This is a genomic window from Halohasta salina, assembly GCF_024178165.1.
Taxonomy (GTDB): domain Archaea; phylum Halobacteriota; class Halobacteria; order Halobacteriales; family Haloferacaceae; genus Halohasta; species Halohasta salina.
In genome coordinates, this window is record NZ_JAMZIE010000002.1 from 82,525 (window position 1) to 95,048 (window position 12,524).

Below are 12,524 nucleotides of genomic sequence, written 5' to 3' on the forward strand. Positions count from 1 at the left end.
TATACGGATCCGTCGACCAGCCGTGACCGCGGACGTTCGCCAGAACTACGGCCGTTGGGTCGTTCCGTGCGCGATTGGCGCGCCGGGGTTGGCACGTTTAATCCGAATAACCTGGTAGGATTCGGCGTACCGGGTGTTCGCCTGCCGGCCGCGGAACCGTGCGAGCCCCTTCATCGCTTCGGCTTCCAAATACTTCTTTTCGCTCTGGCTTTCATGGGCCCTGATCGCTTCGATCTTCTGTTCGAGCACGTCCTCGGTCAACGAATTGTAGTACTGGGGATTGAACGACGACCGTGTCGACGGTGACTCGAACGCGAGGACCTCGTCGATGTTTCTCGAAGCGGCGATCGACGACAGCGCGGCCCGGCGGTGGTCTTGGTGGGTGTCCTCCTCAGTGTGGACATAGACTCGATCGGCATTGACCGCTGTGAGGTGGTCGTTGATCCGCTTGATGATCTCGTCGTTGTACGGGACGCGCGTATCCTCGTAGCCGAGAAAGTGGATGTCGTCGACGCCGAGGATGTCGGCGGCGGTTCTGGCCTCACGCTCGCGCTGTGATTGGTCGGAGAGCTCGCCGCCTCTCGTGAGAACGAGAAACCGCACTGCGTCCCCGTTCTGTCGGTGCAGCGCAAGCGAACCGCCAGCCCCGAGTTCGATATCGTCCGGGTGGGCACCGATTGCTACGATATTCATCATCCCAATCGAGAGATCCTATTGTGAAAGTTAATTACCTCTTGTAAACCATGCAATCTAAAATTACTAACCATCTACAGAAGTAGCCTCGTACATACTCGGTGGGGAGCAGCTCCGACACCAATCCGAACGGGATTCAACGCGACCGGAATCCGATCGTCGACCGCCTCCGGCAGCGAGCTCCCACACTGACGTGCTACCGAGGTGGTCTCCCGACCTCGGAGGTTCTTTCCGATCGCCTCGCTCGTTCGTCGGCTGTTGTTTCGTTCTCATACCACTCCATTTCAAAGAACGTATTTTGTTAGTTACTGTTTATTGACCATTTATGCGTGTTAGTTACTGCATACTCTGACGTCAATGCCGTTTGGTCAACTATTTGTTTCCGTCTGAACCACTCTCTCGTTCACCTGTGCGAGACGGACTATCCCCACCGGTCGGATCGGCTGTTAATCGAATCATACTATCTTTTATACAGAGTTATCAAATTCAGTGGCTTTTTAGCTGGTTTGTGGTTGGATAGTATCTACAATCTAACAATGTAGTACCGACATGTGATTTCCCGTTAGGTCATGTACACGGATACCCGGATCGTCGACGCAACTGTAACAGCGACGGCAGTCTCACGGAGGCCGAACCGATGAGTGAAGAGGCCGCAACTGTCCGGTGTGGGATCGTCGGGCTCGGCTACGTCGGGCTCAATCTTGCGGAGCTGTTTACGGCCGCGGGGTACCCGACTGTCGGCTACGACATCGACCGGCAGAAGATCGCTGCGCTGCAGGCGGGCCGAGATCCGACCGGCGAGTTCCCCGACGGAACCTTCGCTGACCGGCCGGTCGAGTTCACGAACACGCCGGCGTCGATCGGCGACTGCGAGTTCGTGTTCGTCGCCGTTCCCTCGCCGCTCGACGAACACTCCGAGCCCGATCTCTCGACGCTCAAAGCCGCCAGCGAGACGGTCGGCGAACATCTCGGGGAGGACGCGATCGTCGTCTACGAGTCGACGCTCTACCCCGGGACGACACGCGAGGAACTCCGCCCGGCGCTTGAACGCGGCGCGGCCCGACAGGGCAGCCCGTCGTTCAGCGTCGGCTACTCCCCCGAGCGGATCGTCCCCGGTTCCGCCGGCAAGCCAGCGGCTGAGATCACGAAGCTCGTGAGCGCCGAAGACGAGTTGACCCGCGATCGACTGCAGGCCCTCTTCGTAGACGCGATTGCGGGAGAGGTTCATCCGACGGAGACGATCGAGGTCGCCGAAGCAGCCAAATGTCTCGAAAACACCCAGCGAGACATCAACATCGCCCTCGTCAACGAGTTCACGATGGGGGCCCACCAGCTGGATTTCGACCTCGATCCATACGCGGTCCTCGAAGCCGCGGGCACGAAGTGGAGTTTCCACGACTACCGGCCCGGGATCGTCGGCGGCCACTGTATCCCGGTCGACCCCCACTACCTCCGGCACAGCTTCGAAGAAGCCGGCTTCGAGCCGGCGGTGCTCAACAGCTCCCGGCGGGTCAACGAACGGATGCGATCCCACGTCGCCACGATCACCGTTGACGCCCTCGAATCGGCGGGCAAACACGTGCCACCGGCCGAAGAGGGGCTTGTGCGCGGCGACGGCAGCGGTCAGCTGTCGCCCCCGCGGCTCCTCCTGCTCGGGCTTGCGTACAAACCCAACGTGAGCGACCTGCGGAACTCACCGGCACTCGGCGTCGCGGACGAACTCCAAGCCGAGGGCATCGAGGTCGTCGGCCACGATCCGCTCGCCGACCCCGAGGTCGCCGCCGACGCCTTCGACTTCGAGATCCAGCCGACCGCCGACTTCGAGGGGTGTGACGGCGTCGCCGTCCTCACACCCCACGACGAACTCCGTTCGCTCGATCTGGAGTCTACCGCCGAGTCGATGGCCGACGAGCCGGTCTTCGTCGACGTCGGCAACGCCTTCGACCGGGACGACGTGGCCGCCGCTGGCTTCAGCTACCGGAGGCCCTGAGATGTACGAGGGTCACTCGGTCGGCGTCGTCGTGCCGGCGTACAACGAAGCCGGGCTCGTCGAGGACGTCATCGACGAGATGCCCGACTACACCGATCGACTCTACGTCGTCGACGACGCCTCGATCGACCGGACGTGGGCGGCGATCCGGGAGGCCGCAGCGCGCCGAGCCGGAACTGCCGGCGTCGACGAACCCGCCGAGCCGATGACGACCGACGGCCACGGCGGGACAGTCGCGGCCGAACAGCTCCCGGAGGCGGCGGCCGAGGCCGGCGGCGGGGCAGGAGTGGTAACCGCCCCGTCAGTGTCGGCGGACGACCCCGCCACGACTGGCCCCGTCTCGAACGGCTCCGCCTCGAAGGAAGCCGTCGACTCCGAGTCGGAGCAACTCGGCGGCCAGCACGCCGAACAGGTGGTCGGTCGGCTTTCGGCCGCTGAGACGATCGGCGAGGTGATCTGTCTCCGCCATGCCAAAAATCGCGGGGCCGGCGGCGCGATCAAGACCGGCTATCTCGCAGCGATCGACGACGGCGTCGACATCGTCGCCACCGTCGACGCAGACGGACAGATGAACTGCGAGACGCTTTCGGAGCTGCTCGATCCACTCGTCGACGACGAGGCCGACTACGCCAAGGGCAACCGGTTCCACGACACGGAGGTCCTGCGGAACATGCCGCCGTTCCGGCTGACCGGCAACCTCTTGTTGACCGGGCTGACTCGGATCGCCAGCGGCTACTGGGGGTTGCGGGATCCACAAAACGGGTTCACCGCCACGACACGGGAAACCCTCGTCGAGGCCAATATCGGGACGCTCTGGACATACTACGGCTACATGAACCAGCTGATGGGCCGGTTCAACGCCAACGGGGTTCGGATCGTCGACGTGCCGATGGAGACGATCTACGATAAAGAAGAAAGCAGCATCGAGTACGGCCCCTATATCCGGAAGGTGTCGCTGTTGCTGCTCAGAACGTTCGTCCTGCGGCTCGTTTCCAAGCGAGGGATCGCCGCCCGAACCACCGCGGCCTGTTATCTGGCTGGCACGTTCACTGTCGGTACCAGTCTTCTCGCGGCTATTCGGGGCGACGACGGCGTCGACGGCTGGGGGTCGCTGGTCGGTGTCCTCGCGTTCCTCGCCGGGATCGTAGTCGACGCCGCCACACCGCCGGGCGTTCTCAGGTGGGAAGACCGATGATCGGCCCGACCGCCGAGTTGGCAGGTCGGTCGATCCGTACTGCCGGAGCGTGGGTCGACCGTCACCGGGCCGATAGGCCGGACGCGTAACCGCTCGCACAACCCGATCGATGATTTCGCTCTCGAACCTCTCGCGGGACGTCACCTCGGAGGCCAGCGCCCGACTCGTCTACTACCTGTCGTCGGCCGCAGTGATCGTCTTTCTCTCACGGCGGCTGGAGCCGTCGGCCTACGGGACGCTGTTTCTGGCGATCTCGGTGTTGACCGTCTTTCGGCTGTTCAGTAGTCTGGGACTGGCGAAATCCGCCGCCAGATACGTCTCCAGCTACACCGGCGTCGACGACGGCCAGATCAGACACGTCGTGGTCCGATCGCTGCGGTACAACCTCGTCACGATCGCCGTCGTCACCGGCGTTGCCGTGGCGGGGGCGGGGCCCATCGCCGCGGCACTCGGGAACCCGGCGCTCGAACCCCTGTTGGTTGTCGGCGGCTGTTACATCGTTGCCGCGACGCTGTACAACTACACCCGCGTCGTACTACAGGGGTTTCAGGCGATCGGTGCCAGCGCAACGGTGTATGCGAGCGAAGGGATCGGCCGGATCGTCGGCGTGCTCCTGTTGGTCAGTTTGGGCTACGAGCTGTTCGGCGCACTGGTCGGGTTCATTCTGGGATTTGCGATCGCGGCGATCCTCGGGGTGTGGCTGCTGTACAGGCGGCTCCCGTCGGCGGCCGACACCGACCCGATCGAGGACGGGCTCGAACGCCGGCTCCTGCGGTACAGCCTGCCGCTGGCGGTCACCCGCGGGGCATGGGTACTCGACCGCGAGATCGACCTGATCCTCGTCGGCTACCTCCTCGAGTCGGCGGTCGTCGGCTACTACGCCATCGGTAAGCAGGTCGTCACCTTCTGTAGCGGGATGGCCGGCTCGATCGGGTTCTCTCTCGGGCCGCAGTTCGACGAGTCGACCGTCTCGAAGAGCACGCGTCACGCCCGACGGACCTACGAGACGGTGTTGACCTATGTCCTGTTGGTCTACGTCCCGGCCGTCGCCGGGCTGGCGATCCTCGCCGAGCCGGTCGTGACGGCGGTCTTCGGTGCGGCCTACCAGGACGCGGTCCCGATCCTTCAGGTCTTCTGTGCGGCGATCATCCTCATGTCGATCACGGAACTCACCGAGGACATCTTGGACTATCTCGGGCGTGCGAACACCCGCGCGGTGTTCAAAATCGCCACCTCGGGCGGGAACGTCGTTCTCAGCGTCCTGTTGATCCGGTCGTTCGGCGCGGTCGGTGCGGCGGTCGCGACGGTCTGCATGCAAGCGATCTACGCCGGTCTCTGTCTGTTCGTCGTCAAAAGCGAGATCGGGCTCCGGACCCGACACCTCCTGACACAGACCGCCCGCATCCTCGGGATCACGGCCGTCATGTCGGCGGTCGTCGTTTTCCTGACCCGATATGTGAGTGGTCCGCTCACCATCGGCGCGACGATCCTCTCCGGCGTCGTGGTCTGGGGGCTGCTCGCAGTGATGACGGGATTCGTCTCGCCGGCATCGCTTGGCAACATCGGCCTCTCGGAGCAGAACTGAGGCGACCGAAGCGATTGGGGCGGTCGACGACTCCGGTAGCCGGTCACTACGACCCCCTCCGGGAGTACTGTTGGAATCGAACCTCCCGCCCCGTCTGCGGCGAAACCTCCCTGTACCGGTGCGTTTCGGACGGTAGTCACTGTTTACTGAACTTGGCGTCGACCACTCGACCTGTGTGTACTGTAGTATCCGCTTCATAACCAAGGTGATCCGTCTCCGGTGGTGACGTATGCAACCGGAACTGACCGTCCCCATCGGCCGGCTGGTTCGATCGACCGCGGCAACCGATTTAGGTGGTACGCGAGGTTTCGATTCGCCATGACTGCGCTGTCGACAGCGCACCGACTGCTGCCGCCCTACCGGCAGCTCACGCGGCTCGTGCCCTATCTCGCCGTTACGGCCGCGCTCTGCGGGACCGCCCTCCCGTTGTTGGTCGGGCTCGACACGTTCGCGATCGTCTCGCTGTATGCGACGGTGCCGATTCTCGTCGCCTCGGCGACCTACTTCGTGACCAACGGCTCCCTCGCGATCGACCAGCCGATGGCCCACCCGCTGTCGTGGCTCGGCATGAAGTTGTTCGTCGCTATCTACTTTGTCGTGCACGCCACCGCCGTCCTTCTGGCGGCGACCGCCGAGGTTCGACCGTTTGCCTACTACGGCCTCATCGCGTTTGCGGCCGGGCTCATCCTGTTTCAGATCCTCCGCTCCAGTCTTGAACGGTCCCACGTTGCGGTGATCCTCCTGCAGACGAGTCTGCTGTTATTGGGGCTGATCTGGTCGGTGACACTGAAGTACGACTACTTCTTCGGCCGGACGGACGTCTTCCCACACCACGCGTTTATCACCGAGCTCCTGTCGACCAACGCCATCACTGCCGCCTTCGAGGCCTACCAACCGTTTCCGCTGTGGCACCTCTTGGTCGGTTTTCAGGCGATGTTGTTCGACGTCGACCCGCTTACGCTCTCGTATCTAACCACTGGCCTGCTGTACGGGCTCGTCCCGATCGTGATCTACGCGCTCACACGCCGGTTTCTGTTTCCCAAGCGGACCGCGCTCGTGGCGGCACTCGGGGTGTGCTTCAACCCCTTTGTGATCCTCTATGGGATGTACTCCATCCCCCGGAGCGTCACCTCGTTTCTCACGGTGTTCTGTCTCCTCGTGCTCCTCGTCGAGGGACGCCGAGCGGCAGCCCTCTACCTCGGGCTGTTGGGTGGGATCGCCGTCTACCACACCGTCAGTCTCCCGTTCGTTTTCGTCGTCGTCGGCTGCTGGTTCGTCGCCGAACGGGTCGTTGCGGCTACCGTCGATCAGTCGGCCGCGTTCCCGACGGTCGTCGAACCGTGGCAACTCCTCGCTATCCCAGCCATACAGGCTGGCTACTGGCTGATTAGCGGCTCAGAGATCGTCAGCCGGCTCGTCGACCTCGTCAGCGGCGAGACCACGTTTTCGGCCGGCAGCGACGGCGCGACGCTGGCGAGCCAGTTCGTCGGTGCACCCTATCAGGAGTTGATTAACTATCTCGTCTTCGGGCTGATCATCTTCTTCGTGCTCGTGGCGGTGACACAGGGCCACACGGCGCTCGACCTCTCACAGCGCGGGAAAGCGTTGCTCCTTGCGGCGCTGGCGTTGGCGACCGTCTCCGTGCCGGGACCTGCGCTGTTGGTCGGTGCCGTCTCAGATATCACGCCGGATATGATGTTCCGGTTCGGCCAGTACACCTTCCCATTTATTTCGATCGCCGTCGGCGTCGGGATCGTTTCAGTAGTCAGAACCAACTGCCCGATCGGCGGTCAACGAGCCAGAACGGCGGTCGTCCTGCTACTCGTGTTCTCGGCAGCCTTCTTGGCCGTCTCGAACGATTTCGTCGCCTCCGACAACCCGCTGGCCGAACGGGAAGACGCCTACTCGTTCCACCTCTCGGAGGCCGAGACCACGAGCCTGACGACACTCGGTGAACGCTCCGAGGGGGCGGTCACCGGTGATTACGTCACCTGCCGGTATCTCGACTACCCCGGCAACAGCGGCTGCGGGATCATTCAGGCCGACCTCACCGACGACCGGCTCCATTTCCCCGCGGAGTCGGTGTTCGTCCTCCGGACGGGCGAACTCGAACGGCGTCCCCTGAGCGTCTACCCAACCAGCGAGCCGGTCGACGAGCCGCCGTACTCGAACAATCGCGACTCCGTGCCGTCGACCGCCGGGCTCTGGAACGAGCTGCCGGACCGGAACAAGGTCTACGATTCGAGCGAGGTGTCGGGGTACGCCGCCCGGTAGCTAGCCGGGCCGTGGCCGCCGATGATGAACCCGGCGTTATGCGGTCGGTATCTATGAATAATTTTGTAGTATCGGATTTGTTTTCCGCACATATATTTAAATATGAACTTATTACAATCTGGTAAAAACGACAGTTGTGGCGAATAATCACGACTACAATACACCTGACGAAGGACGGACCGATTGGCATCTCCCGTTGAACGCCAACTTCGAGCAGTTGGACACCGATGTCGAGATCAGGGACCGCGAGGACGCCCGCGACTCCTACCAGCCGAAAGACGGCGCGAAGTTCTTCGCCGTCGACACGGGGGCGGTGTTCCTGGGGGACGGCGACCAGTGGTCGACAGTGCCCCAAGCGTCGCTGTCGGTCGAGGAATCGTTCCGACTGCCGGTGACGGAGTCGGATCCCGACGCGCCGACCGCCGGCGAGATGTGGTTCCGACGTGATCTCGGCGAGGTTCGGGTCGGCACCCCCGACGGTGTCCGATCGCTTCCGGGCGGGACCGACGAGTCAACCGACGAGGAGCCAGCCGACGACACCGTGAGCTACGACGTCGTCGAGCCGTTCGACGACTCCAGTTGGATCGAGACGTTCGGCGAGGAGTGGGACTACGGCGTCGACTCGAACGCGTCGATCCGAAGCGTCAGCGGGCGGGACGGCAACCAGCTTCAGATGCGGGTTCCCAGCGGGGAGAACCGCGGCGTCTATACCGTCCACAACCACCGGAAGCGAACCGGCTCCGGGCTGAGTGAGTGTTATCACTCGTTTTATCTGCGGTTCGAGCCGGGGTTTTACGACGGTCTCAACGACGACGGGAAGCTTCCAGGCTTCGCCGGACGGGACGGCACCAGCGAGGGCGCTGGCGGGAGTCCGGCACGCGGCACCGGCTGGTCGGCTCGCATGGGGTGGGACGACCCGTGGGACCACAGCGGCTCGGATATTCCGCTCGACTGGTATATCTACCACATGGATGCCGGCGGTTCCTACGGCGAGCACAACTTCATCGCGCTGCTCGAAGAGGGTCGGTGGTACAAAATCGAGCAGTATCTCGACATCGGCGAGCCGAACACCAACGACGGGGTGTTGCGCTGCTGGGTCGACGGGGACCTCGAATACGACCGGCAGGACCTGCGCTGGCGGAAATCCGGCGGCAACGACATCCAGTGGACGTGGTGGGACTTCTACCACGGCGGCGGCAACAGAGCCGGCGACGACATCTACGTCCAGTTCGACGACCTCAAGATCAAACGCGGCGGGATGCCCTAATCGGTCGGGGTAGCCGTCGACTACCCGGTTCGTCAACGGGTCGACCGCGGCAGTAGGCGGCGTACAACAATGGTCGCGTCCGGTCTCGGGGACGGTACGAAACCATGGCGTCTCAGAAACGAACCGAGCCCGAACCGACCGTCCAGATGATCGGGACGCTCCCGCCGTGGAAGGGGATCCCTGCCTACTGCAAGGAGATCTTTCAGGGGATCGACCAACAGTTGGAGTCCTTCAAGTTCACGGGGTGGACCGATCTGTATCCTGCCTCGCTGTACCCCGGCGGCGAGCCGAAAACCGACGAAGAGCCGGTCGAAGCCGACAACATCGAGCGGGAACTCTCGTGGTACAACCCGCTCAGTTGGATCTCGGTCGGCCTCGACAGCGACGTCGAGCTGATCCACGCCCAGTGGTGGTCCTACCCGCTTGCCATCCCCTACGTCTCGATCTTCACGCTCGGCAAACTCCGGGGGAAGACGGTGCTCGTCACGGTTCACAACGTCGAGCCACACGAACAAAACGCCCTCACCCGGTTTCTCAACGATCTGGTGTATCGCTTCGCCGACGAGTACGTTGTCCACAGCGAGGCAAACAAATCCCAGTTCAGCCGGACGAAAGGCGTCGACCCCGACGACATCCACGTAATCGCCCATCCGACGATCGGCCCCGAACCCGAGGGGCTCACCAATGCTGATGGGCTCGAACGGCTCGGACTCGATACGTCGCTGAACACGATCCTCTTTTTCGGCAACATCAGGGAGTACAAGGGGCTCGAATCGCTGATCCGGATGACCGACTCCCTCAACGAGGACCGAGCGGTCGACCTCATCGTCGCCGGCAAATGCTGGGACGACTGGACGGACTATCAAGAGCTGATCGACGCTCGCGGCCTCGACGATCGGGTCCACCGGTATCAGGGATTCATTCCCGAAGATCAACTGGAGGCCTTCTTCGCCGCGGCCGACGTGGTCGCGCTCCCGTACGAGCATTTCGACGCCCAAAGCGGAGTCGCGGGGCTTGCCAACCACTTCGGGACGGTGTCGGTCGGCTACGACGTCGGGGGGTTGGCCGAACAGGTCGACCTCGTGGCGGCCGACCGCACCGAGTTCGAGCAGTTGCTCCGGACCGCCCTGTTCGCCGAGGTCGAAAAGAGGGAGGTTACCGACGACAGCGTCGCGAAACACGTCGATCTCTACGATCGGCTGCTCGACGGCGGCTCCTCCTAACCGCCAGTCGTCGGCACACGCTACAGCAGTCGGTCAACGAGCGATCCCCGCTCGCCGGTGGTCTCCGCGGTCGCGTGGCCGACTGTCTCGCTGGTCGGAATCTCGCTGGGACAGGCCGCCGGTTGGGGGCCGTCGAACCCCTCGACCTGGTTGCCACAGACGATCCCTTGGTCGTCGACGATCGGCGTATCCGATCGAATGATGACGGACTCACGCTCGATATCGCCGATCCGGCAGCCGTAGATGTCGTTGCCGGCCACCGGCTGCTCGTCGGTGGCGGGAGCGAACTCGACGCCGATCGGGCTGTCGGCGATATCGCACCACCGAGCGGTGCTATCCTGACTCTTGAAGCTGATTGCTCCCGGCGTCTCGTCGGTTCCGACGTGGCCGGCGTTGCGGTCGGTCAGGTACTCGACGGTGACGTTCCGGGTGCCCTCCTTCAGGTCGACGGCCATGGCGTGGGGATGGCCCTCGCTGTTGTCGATATGGTGGATCCTGACGTCCCGCGTCTCGTCGAGTTCGGTCCACGGATGCCAGTCGGCACCGAGATTGCTGTGGGAGGTCCCGATGTAGAACAGCTCGCCGTTGCGGCTCTCCTCGCCGCCGAGTTGGTAGTTGCCGCCCGCGAGACCGGATATCCGAGTCGGGCCGAGCTCGGCGCCGACGGTCCGTTCGAGTCCGACGAGGCTCCGCCGGCTGTAGCCGATGGCGTGGGGGGCGACCACGATATCCCGGAGGTAGTCGTCGGTCGACAGCGGCGGACGCGTCTGGACGAGTTGTCCCGTCACATAGGACGCGAGCCGGTCGGGGTGGTCGGGATCGAGGAGCCCTTCGATAGTGAGTCCACGCAGGTGGATGTGACTGTGATTGATGCGGACGATCCCGTAGGCACCGCGTGCGCCGCGGAGAACTGCCGACTCCGGGCCGACGATCGTGATCGGCTCGTCGGCGGTCCCGCTTCGGGCCGTCGTGATCTTCTCGCGGTAGGTGCCGGCGGGAACGGTCACGGTGTCGCCTGCGGTCGCCGCGTCGACGGCCGCCTGAATCGTCTCGAAGGTCTCATCGGGCGTGTGCTCGCCGGCCGCGGTCAGGGTGCGGCCTCTGACGACACCCACCTCTTCGGTCCGGGAACTACACCCCGCCAGTACCGCCGACAGCCCGGCTGCGACTCCGGAGGCAAGCAGCCGTCGACGCGACCGATCGATCCCGGTCATCGTGGCGTCGACCCGCCGGGCGGACTCGTCGTCCACAGGTGTACGTCGTAGCTCGCGGTCTCCGGCGAGGGTTCGGCCGGCGGATCGCCGGTGTACAGGAACCAGACGATACGGTTTCGGTCATCGGCCGTCGGCGTGAACGCGTACTCTCGGACCCGCGTTTCGCCGTCGTCGACGGCCATCTCGAAACGGTCAATCTCGGTTCGTTCGTCGACGGTTCGATCACTACTGTCGCCCGACACCTCTTCGGCAACGACGACGACCGTGTAGGTTAGGTCCCGTCCCTCGTGGTTACTGACGCTGACACCGACGGTCGGACTCGTCGACGACGCGAGCCGTTCGGCGGCCCCGTCGCCGACGATTCGCTCGCCGTCGTCGACGAGCATGAGTTCGGAGTAGCCGTCGGCCGCTGACGGATCCGTCGCCGCATAGCCGACGCTGGCGGCGAAACACACGACCGACAGCACAAGCAGGACGGTGAGAGTGAGGCTCTGATATCCGTCGTAGGCGAGCCACTTCGAGCGGAGTTCGGTCAGCCAGCCGGGTGGCTGCAGTCGGAACCGGACGTCGGCGGGGCGGCGTCGCCGGCGTATCGCGGCGAGGCCGATTAGCGCGACCGTCACGGCGCTGACCGACAGCACGAACGGGGCCAGGCGGACGCCGACCGACGTGCGATCGAGGACGAACCCGACCAACGGTACGAGGACGATACTGGTGGCGATCGCCAAAAGGTATCGCTCGGTCGGGGTGATCGCAGACAGCGGCGTATCGTCGTCCGTCGACACGTTCTCGGTCGGCTCGTCGGTTCGGGACCGCTCGGGATAGAGTGCCGCAAGGAGAGCGTAGCCGGGGACGACGAAGGCGACGGCGAGTCCCAATGGAATCCGAAGGGGGGTCTCGCGGAGTCCCGGCGCGAAGACGGCGAGGTTGAGCGCGATCACGATCACGACTGCGACCGCGAGGTCGGTCGACCAGTGATACCGTCCGGGTCGTCTATCGGATGGGCGGGCGTCCATGTAGCCGCGGGTTCGGTCGACTGGCTAAAAGTATGTCACCGACTACTGACCAGTATGGAGTGCCTTA

Annotated in this window: 9 protein-coding genes; 6 read left to right on the top strand and 3 right to left on the bottom strand. The window is 63.8% G+C overall.

Features of this window, described 5'->3' with window-relative positions; translation table 11 throughout:
- Positions 1 to 45: 45 nt before the first annotated feature.
- Positions 46 to 693, bottom strand: a complete 648-nt coding sequence (locus tag NKJ34_RS04400; RefSeq protein WP_253737064.1) for a PIG-L deacetylase family protein — start codon at positions 691 to 693, stop codon at positions 46 to 48.
- A 637-nt stretch (positions 694 to 1,330) separates the two neighbouring features.
- On the opposite strand from NKJ34_RS04400, the gene NKJ34_RS04405 reads away from it, so the two are divergent.
- The 6 genes from NKJ34_RS04405 to NKJ34_RS04430 all read left to right on the top strand — a co-directional run bounded on the left by NKJ34_RS04405 (position 1,331) and on the right by NKJ34_RS04430 (position 10,227).
- On the top strand, positions 1,331 to 2,683 hold the full coding sequence (locus NKJ34_RS04405; protein WP_253737065.1) for a nucleotide sugar dehydrogenase: 1,353 nt from the start codon (positions 1,331 to 1,333) through the stop codon (positions 2,681 to 2,683).
- 1 nt (position 2,684) lies between these two features.
- The gene (locus tag NKJ34_RS04410) at positions 2,685 to 3,878 is read left to right on the top strand and encodes a glycosyltransferase family 2 protein (protein ID WP_253737066.1); all 1,194 of its coding nucleotides are present in this window, start codon (positions 2,685 to 2,687) and stop codon (positions 3,876 to 3,878) included.
- 109 nt (positions 3,879 to 3,987) lie between these two features.
- Positions 3,988 to 5,463, top strand: coding sequence for a flippase (locus NKJ34_RS04415; RefSeq protein WP_253737067.1), 1,476 nt, complete (start codon positions 3,988 to 3,990; stop codon positions 5,461 to 5,463).
- Positions 5,464 to 5,781: 318 nt separating this feature from the next.
- The gene (locus NKJ34_RS04420; protein WP_253737068.1) at positions 5,782 to 7,737 is read left to right on the top strand and encodes a hypothetical protein; all 1,956 of its coding nucleotides are present in this window, start codon (positions 5,782 to 5,784) and stop codon (positions 7,735 to 7,737) included.
- 136 nt (positions 7,738 to 7,873) lie between these two features.
- Entirely contained in the window at positions 7,874 to 9,004 is a 1,131-nt protein-coding gene (locus NKJ34_RS04425; protein ID WP_253737069.1) for a hypothetical protein, read from the top strand.
- A gap of 104 nt (positions 9,005 to 9,108) precedes the next feature.
- Positions 9,109 to 10,227: a glycosyltransferase gene (locus tag NKJ34_RS04430; protein ID WP_253737070.1), complete on the top strand. Its 1,119-nt coding sequence runs from the start codon at positions 9,109 to 9,111 to the stop codon at positions 10,225 to 10,227.
- A 20-nt stretch (positions 10,228 to 10,247) separates the two neighbouring features.
- On the opposite strand, the gene NKJ34_RS04435 is transcribed toward NKJ34_RS04430, so the two are convergent.
- On the bottom strand, positions 10,248 to 11,477 hold the full coding sequence (locus NKJ34_RS04435; RefSeq protein ID WP_253737071.1) for a polysaccharide lyase domain-containing protein: 1,230 nt from the start codon (positions 11,475 to 11,477) through the stop codon (positions 10,248 to 10,250).
- Positions 11,438 to 12,457, bottom strand: a complete 1,020-nt coding sequence (locus NKJ34_RS04440; RefSeq protein ID WP_253737072.1) for a DUF1616 domain-containing protein — start codon at positions 12,455 to 12,457, stop codon at positions 11,438 to 11,440. The genes NKJ34_RS04435 and NKJ34_RS04440 overlap by 40 nt, the downstream gene beginning before the upstream one ends.
- Positions 12,458 to 12,524 lie beyond the last annotated feature (67 nt).

Bases quoted from the DNA above. Each gene is read 5' to 3' on its own strand.
- NKJ34_RS04400 (WP_253737064.1), bottom strand. From the start codon at position 693: ATGAATATCGTAGCAATCGGTGCCCACCCGGACGATATCGAACTCGGG.
- NKJ34_RS04405 (WP_253737065.1), top strand. From the start codon at position 1,331: ATGAGTGAAGAGGCCGCAACTGTCCGGTGTGGGATCGTCGGGCTCGGC.
- NKJ34_RS04410 (WP_253737066.1), top strand. From the start codon at position 2,685: ATGTACGAGGGTCACTCGGTCGGCGTCGTCGTGCCGGCGTACAACGAA.
- NKJ34_RS04415 (WP_253737067.1), top strand. From the start codon at position 3,988: ATGATTTCGCTCTCGAACCTCTCGCGGGACGTCACCTCGGAGGCCAGC.
- NKJ34_RS04420 (WP_253737068.1), top strand. From the start codon at position 5,782: ATGACTGCGCTGTCGACAGCGCACCGACTGCTGCCGCCCTACCGGCAG.
- NKJ34_RS04430 (WP_253737070.1), top strand. From the start codon at position 9,109: ATGGCGTCTCAGAAACGAACCGAGCCCGAACCGACCGTCCAGATGATC.
- NKJ34_RS04440 (WP_253737072.1), bottom strand. From the start codon at position 12,457: ATGGACGCCCGCCCATCCGATAGACGACCCGGACGGTATCACTGGTCG.